13 protein-coding genes are annotated in these 21,892 nt (G+C 33.3%); 9 read left to right on the forward strand and 4 right to left on the reverse strand.

The features are described 5' to 3' along the window. Positions 1-371 precede the first annotated feature (371 nt). Positions 372-1,763, reverse strand: coding sequence for a RagB/SusD family nutrient uptake outer membrane protein (locus tag J2Y60_RS17715; RefSeq protein WP_309921281.1), 1,392 nt, complete (start codon positions 1,761-1,763; stop codon positions 372-374). 74 nt (positions 1,764-1,837) lie between these two features. Continuing rightward, on the reverse strand, positions 1,838-4,900 hold the full coding sequence (locus tag J2Y60_RS17720) for a TonB-dependent receptor (protein ID WP_309921278.1): 3,063 nt from the start codon (positions 4,898-4,900) through the stop codon (positions 1,838-1,840). A gap of 134 nt (positions 4,901-5,034) precedes the next feature. On the opposite strand from J2Y60_RS17720, the gene J2Y60_RS17725 reads away from it, so the two are divergent. Beyond that, positions 5,035-5,196: a hypothetical protein gene (locus tag J2Y60_RS17725; RefSeq protein ID WP_309994703.1), complete on the forward strand. Its 162-nt coding sequence runs from the start codon at positions 5,035-5,037 to the stop codon at positions 5,194-5,196. 60 nt (positions 5,197-5,256) lie between these two features. On the opposite strand, the gene J2Y60_RS17730 is transcribed toward J2Y60_RS17725, so the two are convergent. Beyond that, complete coding sequence (locus J2Y60_RS17730) at positions 5,257-6,009, reverse strand: patatin-like phospholipase family protein (protein WP_309921276.1); 753 nt, start codon at positions 6,007-6,009, stop codon at positions 5,257-5,259. A gap of 116 nt (positions 6,010-6,125) precedes the next feature. Here J2Y60_RS17730 and J2Y60_RS17735 point away from each other — a divergent pair, with 116 nt between their 5' ends. From J2Y60_RS17735 to J2Y60_RS17745, 3 genes are all read left to right on the forward strand, one after another. Beyond that, positions 6,126-6,971: an MBL fold metallo-hydrolase gene (locus J2Y60_RS17735; protein WP_309921273.1), complete on the forward strand. Its 846-nt coding sequence runs from the start codon at positions 6,126-6,128 to the stop codon at positions 6,969-6,971. A gap of 179 nt (positions 6,972-7,150) precedes the next feature. Further along, positions 7,151-7,897 (forward strand): FKBP-type peptidyl-prolyl cis-trans isomerase, encoded by a 747-nt coding sequence (locus tag J2Y60_RS17740; RefSeq protein ID WP_309921270.1) that lies wholly within the window; start codon positions 7,151-7,153, stop codon positions 7,895-7,897. A 16-nt stretch (positions 7,898-7,913) separates the two neighbouring features. Beyond that, the gene (locus tag J2Y60_RS17745) at positions 7,914-10,070 is read left to right on the forward strand and encodes a carboxy terminal-processing peptidase (protein ID WP_309959228.1); all 2,157 of its coding nucleotides are present in this window, start codon (positions 7,914-7,916) and stop codon (positions 10,068-10,070) included. 229 nt (positions 10,071-10,299) lie between these two features. Here the strand turns inward: J2Y60_RS17745 and J2Y60_RS17750 are convergent, their stop codons facing one another. Beyond that, positions 10,300-11,031 carry a carboxypeptidase-like regulatory domain-containing protein gene (locus J2Y60_RS17750; RefSeq protein WP_309921264.1) on the reverse strand — a complete coding sequence of 244 codons (732 nt, stop codon included), beginning with the start codon at positions 11,029-11,031 and terminating at the stop codon, positions 10,300-10,302. A gap of 396 nt (positions 11,032-11,427) precedes the next feature. On the opposite strand from J2Y60_RS17750, the gene J2Y60_RS17755 reads away from it, so the two are divergent. From J2Y60_RS17755 to J2Y60_RS17775, 5 genes are all read left to right on the forward strand, one after another. Next, positions 11,428-13,263, forward strand: a complete 1,836-nt coding sequence (locus J2Y60_RS17755) for a PAS domain-containing sensor histidine kinase (protein WP_309921261.1) — start codon at positions 11,428-11,430, stop codon at positions 13,261-13,263. 463 nt (positions 13,264-13,726) lie between these two features. Further along, positions 13,727-14,362, forward strand: coding sequence for a response regulator transcription factor (locus tag J2Y60_RS17760; RefSeq protein WP_309994705.1), 636 nt, complete (start codon positions 13,727-13,729; stop codon positions 14,360-14,362). A 115-nt stretch (positions 14,363-14,477) separates the two neighbouring features. Continuing rightward, a complete protein-coding gene (locus J2Y60_RS17765; RefSeq protein ID WP_309921254.1) occupies positions 14,478-16,379 on the forward strand; it encodes a PAS domain-containing sensor histidine kinase in 1,902 nt (633 codons plus the stop codon). After that, positions 16,372-17,466 carry a response regulator gene (locus J2Y60_RS17770; RefSeq protein ID WP_309921251.1) on the forward strand — a complete coding sequence of 365 codons (1,095 nt, stop codon included), beginning with the start codon at positions 16,372-16,374 and terminating at the stop codon, positions 17,464-17,466. The genes J2Y60_RS17765 and J2Y60_RS17770 overlap by 8 nt, the downstream gene beginning before the upstream one ends. Before the next feature lie 1,329 nt (positions 17,467-18,795). Beyond that, on the forward strand, positions 18,796-21,795 hold the full coding sequence (locus J2Y60_RS17775) for a T9SS type A sorting domain-containing protein (protein ID WP_309921248.1): 3,000 nt from the start codon (positions 18,796-18,798) through the stop codon (positions 21,793-21,795). Positions 21,796-21,892 lie beyond the last annotated feature (97 nt).

The raw sequence follows: 21,892 nt of genomic DNA on the forward strand, positions 1-21,892 counted from the left end.
ACTAATTTTTTTCGACAAGAAGGTAAAATTGACTGATGTATGTTTTGTTTTTGTAGATGAACGGTAAGTGAAAATAATGTTAAACGTACTCAATATACGAAACCTAAAAATACTTAGGGCTTAAAATTTCATTGATAGAGAATACTTAATTTGTATTTTTCTTAGAATTTAAAAATGAGTGTTTTTTGTGGGGAGTATAAGTAAGAAGCTGATGAAACTATAAATTTGTAGTAGAAGAGACATGATTAAATACAAAAAAATATTGGAAAACGTATAATGCAAAAATAGACCGTCCCAATAAATTTTGAGACGGTCTATTTTGTATGAATCTAAGAATGCTTCATCAGTAAAAACATTCTTTGGTTTTTCAATTAATACCCTTCATTCTGAACCATATTAGAATTAGCATCAGTTTCTCTCATTGGAATAGGGAAAATCAATTTTGGAGAATTATAAGGATATGATTTTACCTCATTACCGAAATCTTTCGTAAATGTTTGTTTGTTACGTTTGATATCGTGAATCCAGTGTCCTTCAAAAGCTAACTCGAATCTTCTTTCTCTTAAAATTGTAGCAAGATTAACAGAAGCATAAGGGTTAGCATTAGCACGCGTCCTCAATATATTAATATCGTCTACCGGATTTGCTCCAAGAGGTGCACCACCTACACGAAAGTTACCTTCTGCACGTGTTAAATACATTTCAGCCAATCTAATTAAAGGGATATTTGCTATCTGAGCTGCCCATTTAGCAGTAAAGATATCACCAGCGACATAAAAGAAATCCCCTCTATCATCAGGAAGATCATAGCTGTTAAGATGTTGGTCATTGATAATAATATCACCACGGCCACCACCCCAGAAAACACCACTTTCTAATTTGAATTGTGTTGCTGAAGCCCAAAAGGTATTTAAAGCATTGTCGTTATCTTGGTCGGTTTGTTGAGCCGCAAAAATATCTTCAGTAGTATTATTTTTATTATTAAACTCTTGCCCAAAAGTGTTAGTTAATCTAAATACATTACTTGAAATAACACGATGCGCTGCTTGACGAGCACCTTCATAATTTCCTTGCATTAAATATACTCTTGATAGCAATGCAGCTGCTGTATATTTAGTAGCAAAAAAACTATTTGATGCGGGTAAGATTGATTCAGCAGATGTCAAATCTGAAATAATTACTTGATATACCTGATCAACAGTGTTTCTTTTTACATATAAGCTTTGTGAAACTTCTAATGTTGGAGATGTTATAATAGGAATACCTAAATTTACTTTAGGATCACCATCAAGATATGTTTTTGCATAAACTCTCACTAATTCAAAGTTCATCCAAGCTCTTATCAATTTTGCCTCACCTTCAATTTTTTGTTTTTTGGATGCATCTACAAGATTTAGATTCGCTAGTATTGTATTTGCTACATTTATTGTACGATACGCATCTAGCCATGTAGTGCTTGCTTGTCCATTGTCTTTGAATAAATTTTTACCAAAGATTTGTGCAGGAGCAACAAAAGTACCTTGCCATTGAATATCCCCATTATCAGCAATAAGTTCAGCGTCTCTTTGCATATTGCCTCCTAATACATCTGCGTCTGTCATTGAGTCATAAGCTCCAATCAATAGAGCCTCCACATCTGATGATTTTTGTAAAGCAGTTTTTGAGTCAATGTTATCAACTGGTTTTACATCCAGTTTGTTATCACAGCTCGTCAGTAAAATACCAAGAGCTAACGAATATATTATTTTATAATTTTTTTTCATGTTTATATCCTTTTTATGATTTGTGTTTTATGAGTTTGTAATAACAGACTCATAATTCTTTAAGAATGATATTCTTAAAAACCAATTGTTAAACCAGCTGTGATTGTTTTAGGCTGAGGAGCAGAATAAAAATCGTTACCAGCTGCCACACCACCTAAATAATCCGTATTAACTTCTGGATCCCAACCTGTGTATTTAGTAAAAGTTAATAAGTTGTTCGCCGTAGCGTAAACTCTTAATTTTGATAACTTTAACTTATTTACAATTTCTTTTGGAAAAGTGTAGCCTATTGTAACAGTTTTTAAACGAGTATAGCTAGCATCTTGTAAATAACGAGATGATTCGGCAGTACCATTGGCAACATCTGGTAAATAACGTGCTTGTGGTACATTTGTAATGTCACCTGGTTTTTTCCAACGATTCAATTGGTCAATAGTTTGGTTATCATAAAACTCACCATTGGCTGACATAAATTTACCAGCACCATTGTAAACATCGTTACCATATACACCTTGGAAAGTGAAACTAAAATCAACTCCTTTGTACGAGAATTCGTTAGTAATACCACCAATCCATTTCGGGTTTGGATTACCAATTACAGTATATTGAGCTTGGTTGACGTCATTTGTAGTACTTCTGTCTACACTACCGTCTGAATTTTTAGTGTTTTTATAATAAATAGCATCGCCATTAGCAGGGTCAACACCCGCATATTCTGGACCGAAGAAAACACCTAATGGTTGGCCTTCAACTGCACGGTTTAGGAAACCACCAGTAATAACTTGTCCTTCAAGATTCAAGATTTTGTTTTTGTTGGTGGCAGCATTTACTGATGCTTTCCATTTTAAATCGCCAAAGCTATTGTCTGTTCTTACTACAAATTCCCATCCTTTATTCTCTAAATCACCGATGTTTTTTAGTAAAGTAGAATAACCACTAGTACCCGGAACATTTACATTTAATAATAAATCAGAAGTATGTTTTGTATAATAATCAGCTTCAAAAGATAATCTGTTATTAAATAATCCTATTTCAAGACCTATATCTGTTTGTGCTGTTTTTTCCCATTTAAGATCAGGGTTTGGTAATTGTACTGCACGCTGACCAGGAGTACCTGCATAACCATACGCTGCCGAATACAATGCTAAACTAGGAAAATTTGCTATTTCAGCATTACCAGTAATACCGTAGCTTCCACGTACTTTCAATAAGCTAATTTGACGAATATCTTTTAGAAATTCCTCTTCAGATAATATCCAGCCTACAGATGCTGCTGGGAAGAACCCATAACGATTATTTGAACCAAAACGTGAAGATGCGTCAAGACGGCCGCTTAAACTCAATAAATATTTATTGTCGAACTTATAGTTAACTCTTGAAAAATATGAAAGAAATGTAAACATACGTTCAGCAGAGTTTGCATCTGCTTTAACAGCACCAGATGATATCATTTTGTATGAATCACTTGGGAAACTTCTAGCAGTAGCATCAATATAATTTCTTTTTGATTGTTGATAACTCATACCAACCAATGCTTGTAAATCATGTTTTTGGTTAAAAATTTGATTAAAAGACAAAAAGTTGTTGGTATTGTAGTTGAAAATATTGGTGTTAGATTTATAAGCCTCACCATAAGTAGCAGTTGGGTTGTTTCTAACCGTCTCTTTACCATAGTATTGATCCTCACTCTGAAATAACATATCATAACCGTACTCAGTGCGGAAAAAAAGCGTAGGTAATATATTCCATTGCCCATATATATTGCCTATACTACGATACACCTCCGTATTATTATCTGTATATTTAATACTTAATAAAGGGTTGTAGTATTGAGTAATTACTGCGTTATTATAGCTATCAGTATAGTCGCCTGTGCGTGGGTCAATTACTGGTGACATTGGTGCTAATGCAATAATTTGCATTGGCGTCGAGAAAGCATTATCGTTTGATAAACGCGTATTGAATGAACGAGCCAAACTTGCATTGATACCGATAGAGATTTTATCTGAAGCTTTATGGTCTAAGTTTAAACGAGTACTAAGACGCTCGAAGCTATTTTTTACAATGATACCTTCTTGTTTACTATATGACCCTGAAGCATAAAATTTAGTTTTGTCATTACCACCACTGATGTTAATATCAAATTGATTTACACTACCTTTTCTAAGTACTTGGTCTTCCCAGTTAGTGCTAGTGTACTTTGCAGAAGTTGGATCTGCCCATCTTTCTCTTTCGCCTAATGCATATCTCGTAAAACGAGTTTCACCACCCGAAACACTATAACCAGCATTTACACGAGCTTCAGTAAATAATTCTACATACTGAGCAGTGTTCAAAAACTCGCGGTGACCTGTAGCTTCGCTAATACCAGAAAAGTAATTGATATTGAAATTAGTTTTTCCAGCCTTACCTTTTTTAGTAGTTAAAATCACAACCCCGTTAGAACCCCTAGAACCATAGATGGCAGCGGCAGAGGCATCTTTCAAAATTTCGATAGATTCAACATCATTAAAGTTAATATCTGCAATAGGGTTGGTTGGGCCACCCGTGGTAGATTGGTCTGTTGAAGTAATAGGAATACCATCTACGATATACAATGGGTTATTACCCGCAGAAACAGAAGAAGAACCTCTGATTCTCATTTTGATACCTTGACCTACCTTACCATTTCCAGATTCTATAAAAACACCCGCTGCTCTACCTTGAATTGCTTGTTCAGCTGAGATAACTGGTAGGTTTTCGATAGATTTACCTGTGATAGAAGCAACGTTACCAGTTAAGTTGGTTTTTTTCTGTGTACCATAACCCACTACAACTACCTCTTCTAAAGATTTAGCATCTTCTACTAATTGTACGTCAATGATAGATTTGCTCCCAATTGTGATTTCCTGTGAAGTAAAACCAACAAAACTAAAAACTACAGTTTTCTGATTGTTTGAAACGCTCAAAGAGTAACTACCACTTGCATCTGTTTGCGTACCTTTAGAAACACCTTTTACTTGAACTGTTACACCAGGTAGAGCAGAACCATCGCTTGCTGCAGTTACCTTTCCTGTAATACGACGATCCTGAGCAATCATGCTCAAAGAACATCCCAAAAACAGAAGTAGATTGATAAATAATAAACGTTTGTTCATGAAATATTTGGGTTTAATTGATAAAAAAATAATGCTTTAAATTGTACTTTTTGGAGTATAAGATTATTGACTTTCTTTTCTTTTAAGAAATTACCATTTAGTTAGAGGGGTAGATTTTAGAAATAATCGAAAATATGGTTGAAATTTTTTCATTAAAACCAAAAAATCAATATAAAAATGAAAATTTAGGATACAAAAATGCCTACTTTTTTGGAAAAAGTGAAATCGTATCAATTTATGGTTTAAAATTACTGAGCAGCTTGGAGAGTTTTGCTAAGTTAAAAACACTTTCGTAAAATATCAATATAAAAGTTAATAAAAAAATAAAACTTGTACTTTTTTTATATTAATTTATCTTATAATATATTTTCTGGGAGTGATAGAGATTTTGCAAATTCATAACCGACTTTGAAGATATTGCTAGCTTTACGAATATCTTGTGGGTCAAAGTTTTTGAGAAGGGGAGGCTCTATTAGAAAATTACATAGCCCTAACCGACTTTTAGAGTTGTTGTTGATGGCTAAGAATAGTGATTTTTGAACCATTGACGCCATTGATTTTGGTATTTGGTTCATACCATAAGGATTGCAATGACTACCAATAATAAAGTCATATTTGCCGACCAATGGTTCTATGGGCATATTGTTTAAAATTCCACCATCTAGCAATGTTTGATTATTCATGAGGATGGGTTCGAAAAGCCCTGGAATACAGCACGAGGCCATGACGGGTTTTAGTAATTCGCCTGAAGAAAAATAAATAGTTTCGCCAGCATACAAATTAGTAGCATTGATGGTAAGCGGAATTTTGAGGTGTTCAAATGAATTATGGGGAATATATTTTAGATAAGCTTCTTCAGCACGTTTCATGTTTAACAAGCCTACTCGGCTCCAAGCAGGGCGTAATGCACGCAATGTATTGGTTGAAACTACTATTTCATAAATCTTATCAGGCGAATACCCCGCACAAAACATCGCCCCTGCAATAGCACCGGCACTACAGCCAGAGATGCCCGAAATTTCAATATTTTTTTCCTGTAGGGCTTTTAGTACGCCCAGATGAGCAATACCTCTGGCGCCACCACCCGAAAGGACTAGACCGATTTTCATAGTGTTAGATTGTTTTTTTCAGTAATACTGATTGTAATCCGTTCGTGTAAAATACTACTCAAAGTAAGCAACTTCTTATAAATTGCAAAGCTTATTGAAACAAAATCATATTAAGAATGAAATTACATACCATAGATGCAGGATTTTTTAAACTAGATGGCGGAGCAATGTTTGGTGTGGTGCCGAAATCGTTTTGGCACAAAACTAATCCTGCCGATGAAAATAATCTTTGTTCATGGGCAATGAGGTGTTTGTTGATAGAAGATGGCAAGAAGCTTATTTTGATTGATACGGGCATGGGTGAAAAGCAGGATGCCAAATGGCAAAGTTATTATTATCGTCATGGCGAGGGCGATTTGGTGAAGTCTATCAGGGCAAAAGGTTATACTGAAGATGATGTAACAGACGTCGTTCTAAGCCATCTGCATTTTGACCATTGCGGAGGGGCGGTAAAATGGAATACTGATAGGACTAATTTTGAGTTGACTTTCAAGAATGCTCGTTATTGGACACACTCGCAGCATTTTGAGGCGGCTATGGATCCTAATCCTAGAGAGAAAGCTACTTTTTTTAAAGAAAATATTTTGCCTATTCAGCAAGCTGAGCAACTGTTTTTTACAGATAAAGCCATAGAAAAACCTTTTAATAACATAGAAATTTTAACCGCCGACGGGCATACGGAGAAGATGTTGATGCCCTTGGTAACTTATCAGGATAAAAAGATACTATTTATAGCGGATACCATTCCCTCATCATCACATATACCAGTGCCTTATGTGATGGGTTATGACGTTAGACCTTTGCAAACAATGGAAGAAAAAAGTACTTTATTAAGTAAAGCGGTTGAAAATAATTGGATATTATTTTTTGATCATGACCCAATGTATGACTGTGCTAGCATAAAAATGACTGAAAAAGGCTTTAAACCAGCGCACATCGGCGGATTAGATGCTTTTATTTGAATTCTATTTAGCCATGTCGAAATAATTTTGTTGCATCAGTTTTCGTTATTAACTTTAAGAATTATAAAAATAAGTTTATTTATATTATTTCTCATTCAAACAAAATATCTCTTGAATCATGGGCGAATCGTTCAGGGGTATTTTATAATTTTAAGATTGATTCGTTCCTACAATAACAGATGAAATTAAAGAATATCTTACTTTGCTCAAGCGTAGTTTTGACTCCATTTTTTGTAAATGCACAAACTAAACCAGCTACTAAAAAAGTGGCTGTAAAACCTAAAACAACTTCAGTTATACCAGCTCACACCACGGCGCAATCAGTTCCTTTTGCTTCATTAAAAGACTCGGCTAGTTATGGACTAGGAATTTTGGTGGCACAAAATTTTAAGATGCAAAACATAGAAATTAATGCTGAGCTTTTACAAAAAGGCTTTAATGAAGTAATGAAAGGAGCGCCTACGCCAATTACGGATATGCAGGCGAATCAGTTGCTTCAAAAATATATGCAAAAAGAGCAGTCGAAACAATTTGAACCAAACAGACTGGCAGGTGAAAAGTTTTTGGCTGACAACAAAAAGAAAGAAGGAATTGTTACGTTAGCGAGTGGTTTACAGTATCAGATTTTGAAAAAAGGTGATGGCCCAATTCCAACAGCGAGTGATAAAGTAAAAACGCATTATCATGGAACATTGATTGATGGAACGGTGTTTGATAGTTCAGTAGACAGAGGTGAACCAATTTCGTTTCCAGTGACTGGCGTAATTCAAGGATGGGTAGAAGCCCTTCAATTAATGCCAGTGGGTTCTAAATGGAAATTGTTTGTACCTTATGAATTAGCGTATGGTACGCGTGGAAGTGGCCCAACAATTAAACCATATTCTGCTTTAGTTTTTGAAGTAGAATTGTTGGGTATTGAAAAATAGACTAATGAAAAATAAGATGATGAAATACTTTCTTGCTCTTGTACCAATTTCGCTGCTTGCGTTTTTTGGACTACAGTCCTTCTCGCACAATAATGGTAGCCTTTCGGGGGCTGATTATAAATTTGCGGCTGATGATTTACAACCGACTGCTACTCAAAAGAAAGTCGAAAACTTAGTGACTGAAATCCTAAGTAATTATCATTATCGTCGTGTGCCTTTGAATGACTCGCTTTCTTCTAAAATCTTTGATAATTATATCAAAGAGTTGGATTTCAATAAAATGAATTTCACGGCGAGTGATATTGATGGTTTTGAGAAATTCCGCTATCAGCTAGATGACCAATTGAAAAATGGTGAGTTGACGGCTGCTTATCAAATCTATAATGTGTTTAGAAACAGAGCAAAAGAACGTTTTTCGTTTGTGGCGTCTATGTTATCAAAACCTGTGGATTTTAAGACTGACGAAACTTACACTCCCGACCGTGAGAAAGCTACTTGGGCAAAGTCTAAAGAAGAATTAGATAATATCTGGAGAAAAGCTGTTAAGAGTACTTTGCTAGACTGGAAAATTAGCGGTAAGGCAGATACTTCGGCCATTAAAGATTTAAGAGAACGTTATAAGCGTACTGAGAAATACTTTGATAAGACGAAGAGTGAGGATGTATTTCAACAGTTTATGAATTCGTTTACAGAAAGTGTAGACCCACACACTACTTATTTTATTCCTAAAACGGCTTCTACTTTCAACCAAGAAATGGCTCAGTCGTTTGAAGGAATCGGAGCGACCCTTAGAAACGAAGGCGATTATGTAATGATTGTTGATTGTATCGTAGGTGGACCAGCTTTCAGAAGTAAACTGCTTAACCCGAAAGATAGAATAGTGGCAGTGGCTCAGGGAGATGATAAGCCTTATCAAGATATTGTAGGTTGGTTTACTGATGATGCCGTTAAGCTTATTAAAGGTCCTAAAAACACGGTAGTACGTTTAAAGATTTTACCAGGTGATGCTCCGATAGGTTCGGTACCTAAAGAAGTACGTTTGGTACGTGAGAAAATTAAATTGGAAGACGGTACTGCTAAGAAAGAAGTATTAAACTTCAATCGTGATGGCAGAGAGTTTAAATTAGGTTTAATTACTATTCCGCTTTTCTATCGTGATGCAGAAGGTGCTAGAAATGGTGAACAAGGTTATAAGAGCACTACAGCCGATGTAAAAAGATTCTTAAATGAACTCAAAGCTGATAAAGTTGATGGTGTGATTGTTGACCTTAGAAATAACGGTGGTGGTTTCTTGAACGAGGCTGTTAGCTTAACTGGTTTGTTTATTTCACAAGGGCCAGTGGTACAACGCCGTCAGTCAGATGGAGAAATCAATGTAGAAAACGACAGAGACCCATCTATAACTTATGATGGCCCATTGACAGTATTAGTTAACCGTTTCTCTGCTTCAGCTTCTGAAATCTTTGCAGGTGCTATTCAAGATTACAAACGTGGTTTGGTAATTGGCGAGCAAACTTATGGAAAAGGAACAGTACAGAGTTTAGTAGATTTAGACCGTTTCTTGAAAGGTGAGCCAGAAGGAGTAGGGCAGTTGAAAATAACGATGGAGAAGTTTTATCGTGTAACAGGGAGCAGTACTCAACACAAAGGAGTAACACCTGATATCGAGTTGCCTTCTTCTTTCAGTGCATCTGAATTTGGAGAGAGTTCTCAGCCAAGTGCTTTGCCTTGGGATATGATTGCTTCAACTAAATATTCGCCTACGACTGATATTACAGACCAAACTGTGGTGAAATTGAGAGCTTTATATCAAGATAGATTAAAAACAGATGCTGATTTGAAAAAATTAGTAGCTGATATTAATTATGTTAAAAAAGCGAAGGAAAAGAAAACTATCTCATTACAAGAAGACAAACGTCGTAAAGAAATAGATGAGCAAAAGAAGAAAAATTTAGCTGAATTAGGTGAAGAATTGACAGGGGCTACTGAAAAAGAACCTGAAAAAGCTCCGACTGATTCAACTAGTATTGCTCAAGCAAAATTGAAAATTCTGAAAGACAGAAGAAGTAAAGATACTTATCTGAAAGAAAGCGAAAGAATCATCACAGATTTAATTTTGGTGAATCCAACGTCGCCTCAGATAAAGCTTAGTAATGTAGAAAAGAAGAAATAGGTAATTAGCTGTAAGCATTAAGCCTTAGGCTGTGAGCCAAGTCAGTAAAAAAGTCTTTAGGAATTTTCCTAAAGACTTTTTTATTGAGGCTATGTAGCCACTCGGTTCTACCGAGTGACTACTATTATAAGTCCTCTGGACACAATGTTTATAAGTTTTCTTATTTTACTGTTTCGAATCTTTAAACTTGAAACGATAAATATTACATATGAATGATAGTCATTCATTTTTATTTTTTCCAGAATTGCCACCATTTTTTCTGCTTAGCAACAATACTACCGACAACAACTTCTCCCAAAAAGTCTGTTTCAATAGGAATTACTACAAGGTCTTGTGAGACGCTTAAATCCTTCATGTTAACTGTAGTTTCAGTTCCTTTATAACCAATAGCCATAGTAATTAATGTGATATTATCTGCTAATACAGCATCTGGTATAAGTAGTTTAAATTGTCCTTCTCCATCAGTATTTATACCCTTATTACTTCCTTTAATCCCAATGATAGCACCCGGAATTGGCATCTTTGTTTCCTTATCAAAAACCTTTCCTCGCACAATATTTTTCAAACTGTCGGTAGATAACCCAACTTTAGCCTTTTTTGAAATTAGCGCTAATGGATTATTTTCGATAATTTCTTTAGAGGGAGTATTGCTTTTATTAGCAAAAGAATTGCCTGTAGTACCCAACAAAATAAGGCCTGCTAGTATATTATAATATCTTGCAAAGTTTGTTTGCTGTTTATAGGCAATAGGTCTATTGAGTTGTTGTTTTGTCAAACGTCCACATACTTTACCTGAAGCTTGGTTCATTATTTCAAATATCTCTTTATCAGATAAAGCGGTAAAGTCAATGACTGTTTTTGAGCACTGTGAGCAATATTTCCCAATGTCATTTTGTGTCATTAAAGACCAATCTTGCTCACACGGGTTTTCGATGCTGAGTTGATAAGGTTGTTTTTTCATTGCTAAGTGATGATGAGGAACTTTAATTTGTCATATTTAAGCTTGAATTTAGCAAAAAAACACCATTGTTGACAGTTTTCATGATAATATGTAGGCTTAAATACTTTCTTAAAGAAAACCACCTCGTGTGTTCCATGTTTTTAAACTTGGAAGGATAAGAAACCGCAGTCTTTGACAACAGAAAACCTAGCAAGCATTTTAGATGCAGACTAACTGGCGAAGTTTGAATTGTAAACTTTAAACTTAATTTATTAAAAAGTTTGGCAAACTTTTTGTAAGCTTTATGATATAGAAACGACTATCATCACCCCTAAAACTAGTGATATTTAGGGGACTATTTTTTGATTAGACTTTTATTATACTAAATTTACAAACCACTTTAACGCAAGCATTTAAATGTCTTTTTTGAATAATAGTCCATTATTAAACCTTGATTATAGCATACTAGAATTTTTAGAGGATAGTGCTTTTGCGATGAATGCGAATTATCAGTTTCTTGCTTTCAATCAAGCATTTTCCAAACAATACAAATTATTCTTTGGTACTTACCCAAAATTAAACGAAAAAGGATTGGGGGTTACTCATGTTATTTTTGGCAAAAAAATTCAAAATACTTATGAGAGAGCATTCCAAGGAGAACATTTAGAAATAACGGAATTTGTATATAATCAATATTTAACCTTTAAAATTCAACCTGTTTTTGAAGAAAACAAAGTGAAATATATTATAGTATTGATTAAGGAATTAACTAAAACGGTGAAACTAGAAGAGATGGTTTCACAGTATCAATCCAAATATGAATACTTAATAGATAATATAAACGACGTAATTTTTCAAACCGACTCAGTTGGTAACTGGGTTTTTTTAAACAAATCATGGACTAATATTTTTCAATATACTATTGAAGAATCTATCAATAAACCATTTTATCAGTTTCTTCATCCTGAAGACGTTAAAAAAAATGAACTCCTCTTTGAACCCCTCATTAACCGTCAAAAAAGCTACTGTAAACACATCATCCGCTATTTAACTAAAGAAGGAAGTATAAGATGGATGGAAGTTTTTGCTACATTAATCATCAATGAGCAAGACCAAATACTGGGTACATCTGGTACTTTAAAGGATATTACTAACGAAAAAAGTAATGCTAATATTTATGAATTGCTTTCTAATAATATCAAAGACTTAGTGTGTATCCATCGCTTAGATGGTACATATCTTTATGTGTCGCCCTCCATCAAAGAGCTTGCAGGATATGAACCAACAGAATTAATTGGCAGAAGTCCTTACGATTTTTTTCATGCTGATGACCTCAATATTATTCAGCAAAATCATCAGAAATCCTTGGATGGCAATACCAATGAACTATATACTACCTACCGTTTCTTAAAAAAAAATGGTGAATATATTTGGCTAGAGACCAACACTAGGTTATTTTTTGATGAATACGATATTGCCGATAGAATGATAACATCATCAAGGGAAATACAAGAAAGAAAACGTGTTGAAGAAAGTATGGTCAAAGCCTTGCAGAAAGAGAAAGAGTTGAACGAAATAAAAACAAGGTTTCTTGCTATGGCATCGCACGAGTTCAAAACGCCCTTATCTGCTATTCGTTCTAGTGCCGATATTATAGAAGCATATACCTTACAAATTAATGATGAAAGAATCCGCTTGATTAACAATCAATTGGCAGCTATTCAATCAGAGGTTACACGTCTGACAGATTTAATCAATGAAACATTAGTACTGAGCAAATTTGAAACGGATAGATTGACTGTCCAAAAAGAAGAAGTTGATTTAGTAAAACTATTAAAGTTTGTAACTGATAGACAAAATCAACAGCAAAGTGATGGAAGGACAGTTGAACTAGCCATTTATGGTACCCCAAGGACTATTAATTTAGATGCTCAGCATTTTGTTCATATCATTGATAATTTAATTTCTAACGCTTTTAAATATTCACTAGAGTGTCCTAACCCCAAAGTGAGCTTAATATTTGAAGATAATGTATATAAAATAACTGTTCAAGACTTCGGTATTGGCATACCGGAAATAGAACAAAAAAAGGTATTCTCTTCTTTTTTCAGAGCCAACAATACACAAAACATTGTGGGTACTGGTTTAGGCTTATCAATAGTACAAAACATGGTAAAACTAAGTTTGGGAACTATTTCATTTGAAAGTATAGAAAATTGCGGTACTGTGTTTAATATTTCTTTCCCATATTGAACCAAAATGCTTGCTTATCTTGGAATAATAACAATACTTTATTTTTTATAGTAAAAACCCCTATTTTAAGGGATTGGAAAAGGTATTTTAAAAGTTTTACTTTGTAATGTCAAGTTTACTTATGAATACCTAATCACAAGTTTTTAAAGCTCTTCACCGTGAGCTTAAAAACAATTAAAACAAACTTGATGTTCATGAGTACAACTAAATTGATAGTAAGACTGGCGGATTTTACTGTTGGTTTAGTTGTATTCTAAAAGCATTTAGAGTGTATAAATTATAAATGTTATTAAGTAGTGATTGTTGAATTTTGTTTCAAAGTGTTAATTATCAATAATTTATGATAAGTGAAGACTTTGATAAAATTATATTGATTACTTAATAAAGCGTTAATGTATATAATGTTTTATTTTTTTTAAATCTTGCTAAAAAAATAAAACACTACCACTTATAAATGAAAACGATGGATTTATTGATAGGAATCATAGAAGATGACCATAATTTAAGAGATAACATAGAAAGGTTTTTCTCATTATACCCAGAGATTAAAATTATTTTTTCTGTGAATAGCATAGAAAAATTTTTACGTGAAAATAAATCAATAAGCCAAGAACCATCATTAATTTTTATTGATATAGGTCTTCCTGGAATTTCTGGTATTGAAGGTATCGGAATTATCCGTAAAAGTTATCCTAATTCGCATATTGTAATGATAAGCGGCACTTGTAATGAAGAGACCGTTTGGCAAGCTGTAAGTGCTGGGGCAAATGGGTATTTATTAAAACCGCTTTCGCTCAAAAAAATTATTGAACAGATTGATATTATAAAGAATAATGGAGCATTGATTTCGCCTGAGGTTGCATCTATGTTGTTTTCGAGAATTGCACAGAAAACTAAAGAAAAAGAAGCAATCATTGAAGGCGTACTGACCAAAAGAGAATTAGATGTTGTTGACTATTTACTAAAAGGACAAAGCTATAAAGAAATTGCAGACAAATTGTTTATTAGTTACTCAACGGTGAATGACCATATCAAGAAAATATATTCAAAACTAGAAATTAATTCTAAAGGAGAATTGCTGGCATTATTCATTAACTAAATAAACTTATTGTGGTATGCTTGTTTATTCTTTTGGTAAAAGATAGCCCTAATATATAAGCAAAAAGTAAAGCTTATTGTTGCGATAATAGTCGCTACAAGAAAATTTGATTTCAATGGTATTTATACAAAAAGACATAGTTTTAGGCCTTCGTTTTATCTTGAATGAAGTTCCCTATGCTGTTTTGCTAGAAGATAATCAAAGAAAGTTACAGTTTGTAAATCCTAGTTTTTGCAAACTATTTAGTATTCCTCTGCTACCAGAACAAATGGTTGGTTTTGATTGTGCAGTAGCCGCTGAATCATCCGCACAACTTTTTAAAGATTCTCAAGCCTTTTTAGAAAGAGTAACAGAAATTCTTGAAAAGAAAGAACCAGTAAGACAAGAGTTGTTAGAATTGGTAGATGGTAGGTTTTTTCTAAGAGACTATTTGCCAATTATCAATAATAACTTATTTGAAGGACAAGTTTGGATTTATTACGACTATACTGAAGCCTATAGTTCAGAAATAGGGAAAAATAAATTGAAGAAATTCTACGAGAATATCCTTCTGAATATCCCTGCCGATATAGTTGTTTTTGATAAAGAACATAGGTATTTGTTTGTTAATAAAAAAGCCATTCAAAATCAAGAAATCAGAGAATGGATTATAGGAAAAGATGATTTTGAGTATGTGAAGTACAGAGGGAAAGATATCAGTATTGCCCAAAAAAGAAGAGCGTTGTTCAATCATGTAATTAATAATAGAGCGTCCAGCGAAATAATAGAAGAAACCATAACGCCTTTAGGTACAACGCAGTATAATCTAAGAAGAATACACCCATTTTATACTGATGATAACGAATTAGACTTAATTGTAGGTTATGGTATAGATATTACTTCTATCAAAAATGCCGAGGAATTAATAAATCGTAGAGAGAAAAATTTAGCTCAAATCACTGAGATTTTAAATATTGCAGTTATTGTTATCGATAAAAGTTTTAATGTGACTTATGCCAACTCTTCATTTGATACAACATTTGGTTATATCGACGGAGAAATAATAGGTAAAAAGATTGATGAAATCAAGATAGCTAATTTTAGCTCAATTAGGGACGAAATACTGTTTTCACAAAAAAAAGATGATTATCAATTTAAAACAAAAGAGTTTCAATTTAAAGACAAATATGGCTCAAAAAAGTACCTAAGTGTTTATTGTATTCCTTCTTATACTATTGATACCAACGAAATATTTTATGCTATTTTTTTTAGTGATGTTACCGACCAACATTTGGCTTTCGATGAATTACAAAAGATTGTTGAAAAAGAGAAAAGACTGAATGAGCTTAAATCGGGGTTTGTAAATATTGTTTCGCATGAAATGCGCACACCGCTCTCTGTTATTCAATCTAGTGCACAAATTATTGAAATGTTGAGCGAAAATGATAACCTTGATAAAGAAGCTATTAATTTTCATACTACCAGAATTGTAAGTGAGGTAGTAGGTATGGAAACCCTAATGGACGAACTTCTTTTAATCAGTAAAATAGAAAGTGGTAAAGTAGATTTTAAACCTTTCCCGCAAGACTTAGAGAATTTTGTGAGGGTAGTTATTCATGAAAAGTATGCCCAATTAGCGGATGACAGACAAATAAAGGTTATCGTGAAAGGTGAAAAACAACAGGTAGCATTTGATAGAATGATGATGAATCATATTTTGAGTAATATTATCGGTAATGCTTTTAAATATTCAGAAGGGAAACAAGCCCCTATTATACAACTACATTATCGCAATAATGCTGTAAGCGTAATGGTAGTAGATAGCGGTATAGGAATACCTGAAAAAGACTTGCAAAATCTATTTAAAGCCTTTTCGAGGGCTTCAAATGTAGATGGAGTGAAAGGTACAGGTTTAGGCTTGCATGTAGTCAAATTTTTTGTTGATTTTCACAACGCAAAAATCTCCTGTAGGTCTCAAGTCAACAAAGGAACAAGTATTTTACTTGAATTTAATTACAAATCGTTTTCAAATGCCTAATAGAATAGTATTAATAGAGGACCAGTTGCAGTTGGCAGAGAATACCAAGACAATCCTAGAAATCAATGGTTTTAATTGCTATGTAGCAAATAGAGGACAAGAAGGATTAGACTTAATAGAACATATCAATCCGAGTTTGGTGGTTTGTGATATTAACTTGGATGAAATTGATGGATATGAAATTTTGAGACAGATAAGGTTAAATCCTCGGTTTGTTAGTTTACCCTTTATTTTTCTAACAGCCAGAGCTGATTTTGTGGATAAAAGAAGAGGCATGAATGCAGGGGCAGATGATTTTTTGACAAAACCTTTTAATGCCCGCGACTTGGTAGAAACTATTCGCGCGCGTTTGGAAATGAGTAGTCAGAAGAATGAATCAGTAGGCATTGAAATTAAAAAGAATGCCATTGATGTATTTTATAATGTTTCTAATCATGAATATCTTACTCCACTCAATGGTATCATTAATCTAAGTCAAATATCACTTGATATGGTTAGAGATAACCAATATAAAGATATAGAACCATTACTTGAAGGAATTTATGCTTCTGGGACTAGGATGTTGAGAACTACTAGAAAGCTATTGTGGTATAATCAATTATCCAACATGGTCAATCCATGGAAAAATACGTTGAAACCATTTAATAGCAAACTCAATGTCCCTGAATTGCTTAATGAAATTATCAGAGAAGTTACCAAAAACTCATTAAAGGTATTAGACTTCAATATTAAATCACACGTTTCAAGCTTATATGGTTATCAAGAGGATTTAATCAAGATAATGTTTACTGAGCTATTCCAAAACGTTGTGAATTTTGCAGACCCTAGTCGTAAAGTGTTTTCGGAAGATAGGTCGGAAAATCAGATGTTTGTGCTAATTATTCGCAATAACTATCTTGGAAAATATACGATTAAGACAGATGATATAAAACCATTTTATCAAGCACACAATCCTAAAGATATGAACGGAACTGGTTTGGGTTTGTACATAGTAAAAGAATGGGTAGAGTCAATCAATGGAGAATTTGAAGTAAATGGCGAGAGTCAATTATTCGATATAGTTATTAAAATTCCTTTAAATATTTAGTTAAATATTACTTAGGCGTATTATTTAAAGGCTTAAAGCTAATGCATTAAGCCTTTTTTTAAAATCATATTGTTGTATTACATAACCCAAGTTGTTTTAAATATTCATTACTTATATCTATACAAAGAATTAATACCCTTATAAACAATATAATTACTAACACACATACTATTCAACATGTTACAAGAATACATTTATCTATTATTGGTTTTACCAATACTTCAATTATCAATGCTTTTTTTTTACGCTTTTAGAAAATCTACAACAAATTGTTGCCCAAAATGTAAGCATGTCTTAAGCGGTGAACGAAAGAGCAGACCTTTTTTAGTAAAATTTTTTCTATCTCCATTTTTCAATTTTAAATACTATCAGTGTTTGAGTTGCTATGCAGGCTTTTTTATCCCAATGGCTGCTCTAGATAAAGCAAAAACTATCAAAATAGAAACTATATCGAGATAAATGCCCGACACTAAATTAAATTCAATCGTAATTCCTCTTACAATTATTTTGAGTAACTTAATCCTATTTTTTTGGATGTTTAATATCAAAAGAACAGCTCAAAATAAATGTCCTTATTGTGGATACAAATTTTGTAAAGTTATTCAGACCCCTAACTACTTAAAAGCATTTTTATGTTATTTGAATAGTTTTAAATATTATAAATGCGATAATTGTGGGAATAATTTTATACTAGTTGTAAAATTATGATTATAAATCATTCAATACAGAAGCCATCATTCTGATTAAACTCACTAACACACTTCATAACAAGATAGTTCTAAGCCTAAAAACTTAGGACTACTCATACAACTTTGTATGAAACTAATCCAACTGCTTAGCAATAAGGTTATGACTTCGAAACAAAGAAATTGAATACTCCATAAAAAATTATTTTAATTAACCCTGATGTACGAAATTAGATAGGTTTTAGCATAATGCTTCACTATTTGGAATATAATTCAGATGTAGGAGTGTAATAGTTCATCTCACCAATTCTTTATAAGGGTTGGTGATTTTTGTTGATATTACTAGGTTAGTTATCCCCGCTGTTCTATGTCTTTCAGACTTGGAACGATAAATAATTCGAGTCTCAGATTGCAACCGCACCCCAACTAATGGTTTGTAAAATCATGATTAGGGCACTTCAGCAAGTACCTTAGAACTGGACTAACGGGGTGTAATAAATCCTAAAAATACTAACATAATAAAAAGATTAAAGAGCATAGATAGCTTTTTTTTTCAAAAGGATATAACTTCGTGATAACTTATCCTAGAAGAAAAATTATTAATTTCCACCATATAAATTGCTCAACTCATAAAACTATTATTATGTATCTACTACTACCCAAACACTACATCCAAACCCTTTTGTTCGTTTGCTTAATTATCGCCCCCAAGCTATTATTCGGCCAGTACATTCTGGACAAACAAGTAAAGTTTGAAGAGAAAAAAGGAACAAAGCCCATCCTAAAACCGATAGAGGCCTTTTATGCAAAAGGAGATAAACTCTATTTTATGGCTGATAATAGTATTACTATTACCGATAATAATGGATTATTAGTGGACAAAATCCCTGCGGTAAAAGAATTGTCTTTAGGATATACTAACACTATTGGTAAAGTTGCAGTAGATACCGACAATAATTTTTATGTTCCTGAAAGCTTTGTACAAACTATTAGAAAATATTCTCAGAATAGGGCATTACTAAATACAATTGATGTATCTGCCTATGTTGATGCTTATGATTGGGTTACTACTATTGAAACGGATAATGATAATAATATATATTTTAGTAGTAGATTTAGTGATTTTGTAACGGTATTAAATAAAGATGGTATTTGGTTAAGACAAATTGGGAAGACGGGTGATAGAGACGGGGAGTTTGAAGACCAAATCAATGCAATTGTTGTTTCTAAGTCGGGGACTATCTATGTGAAATCTGGTTATTGTAACGCAAATGATAAAATACAGGTATTTAATAAAGAAGGGGTCTTCCTCCGAAAAATAATTACAAAACAAGCTATAGGTGAGTTTTGTGTTGATAATAACGACAATGTTTACATCTTAAAAAATAGTGATACCAATATTTATGCTTTTGATAATACGGGCAAAGCGTTAAATAACCTTGTAGTGAGTAGCAATAAAAAAATATACCCTGTATTCATAGCTAAGAAAAGTGATAACAAAATCATCACTTATTGCTATAATGCTGAAACTGCAGGTTACGAATTTTATGATGTAGAAACAAAAGCTAAGAGCGATATTCTAATAACAGCTAGTGATGCAGACTATCCCACTAGAGTTTTAGATGCCCAGATTAACCCTGTTACACAAAATATTACATTTTTAGATGAATACAAAGTGATAACATACGACAAAGATTTTAATGTAGTACAATCTGCAAAAAACTTTGATAAGGGTGTAGTCGCCAAAAAACGTCCAAGCTTATTTGCATTTGACAGCATGGGCAAATCTTATTTTTTGAAAGATTTAGGAACTGGGAAATTTGATTATGAGGTGTATTCTGAAAGTAATGCAGATGTTGCTTTATGCAAAATACAAGCAGATTTTTTTATCAAAAAAATAATGATTGAAAAAGACTCTTTGAACAATCCAGTAATCTTAGTAGTTACTGCAAATTCAATTAGCTCATTTTCTTTTACAGGTGTTTTAAAGAAAAAGCATATAGATCCAGCAAACGATATAAGTGCATTTAATAAAAATTCAGATGGAACATATAGTTTATTTAGTTCTTATTTACGTGTACTTGAAAAATATGATTCCAATTTTAAATTAATCTCAAGCCAATCTCACTCTGCCTTTATCTTAGATGATTTTGCTGAGACACCTGATGGGTATTTTCATACTATTGATGAGTCGTTTCATGTATTACTGATTAAGGCATTTGATAGTAAAGGTTCATATATTAACGAAACCAATTTTGATGTAAATTATTCGTCAGGTTCATTTATCAGAGTTTTTAATAATCAACTGATTATGGTAGGGAAATATATGGATTTCTTTTCGGTGGTTAATTTCAAGTATGATAAAACATTGCAGGCTAATTATATCAGTGGGGATGATAATATTATCCTAACAACCCTTGAGAAAACTTTAGATTTATCGACAACATATAGTTCGACTGCCAAAAATCTATCATATAAATTAGTCAGTGGAGGAAGTGTAAAAATAAGCAGTGCGGGTACTTTGGAAGTACTGAAAGGAGGGGAGTCGGTTATAGAAATAACATCGCCCGCCACCAATAAATATAATGCTACATGGAAAAAGGTTCTGGTAACTGTTAATAAAATCTCTCCAACTGTAACAGGCGTTGAAAATATTCAAAAAACCACCGCTGATTCAGATTTTGTATTGAATATCAAAAGCAATGCACCTGATAAACCTATTATACTATTAGAATCGGGAAGTTCTATCAGCTTTGACTCCAAAACGAATACGGTCAAAATTCTTCAAACGGGCTTGAGTAAACTAAAAGTTTTTGCTCCTGAAACAGACTTTTATAAGGCATATTCTTATACAATATCTGTTAATGTGATGCTGCCTCCAAAACTAGCCCCACAACTGACAACAACAACCAATATTGTCAAGAAAATTGATGCTGCCGACTTTAATTTGACTGTTAACACAAAATCTGATGGGAAAGTACTATTCTATTTGATGGAAGGAGATGCCGTTGCGGTATCTTTGGAAGGAAAGGTTAAAATTGTAAAGGCAGGAATTGCCTACGTGCATATTAACCAACTAGAAACTGATAAATATGAATATACCAATGTAATAGTAACCATTACTGTAGAAAAGTTAGAGCAAGCCATTGATGCTGGTACTGTTCCAACCTCTGTATATCTGAACAGTACAGGTTTTGATATAAATCCGACATCAAATTCGGGCTTGGGCGTTAGTACAAAAATAGTAAGTGGCCCGGCCAAACTAGAAGGAAAACGAGTAGTATTATTAGGCAATGCAGGAGTTATAGAAATGGAATTTAGCCAAGCAGGTGATGCCAAATACAAGGCTGCTACTACCCTGAAGAAATCTGTGGAGGTAAAATTGGTACTAGCGAATTTAGAAGAGCCATCAGATGCATCAGTAAAAGTATTTCCTAATCCCGTTACCACAACGTTACAACTTCGGTCAGACGGAAAACCATTTGGTTTACAAATTGTATCAATGTTGGGAACAGTAGTACTTGAAAAAGAGGTGACCAAAGAAGAAACTGAGATAGATTTAAACGGTATTAAACCCGGAAACTATGTATTGATTATTCAGAAAAACAACAAGCTTGAATATATTAAAATACAAAAACAGTGATTGTAACAATTTATATCTACACCATATTCTGTGTATCACAGAATATGGTGTAGATTAAGAAACTATATGTTGTTAGTAAAGACAATAATGTTAAAAC

This window comes from Arcicella sp. BE140, assembly GCF_031456255.1.
Classification (GTDB): Bacteria; Bacteroidota; Bacteroidia; order Cytophagales; family Spirosomataceae; genus Arcicella; species Arcicella aquatica.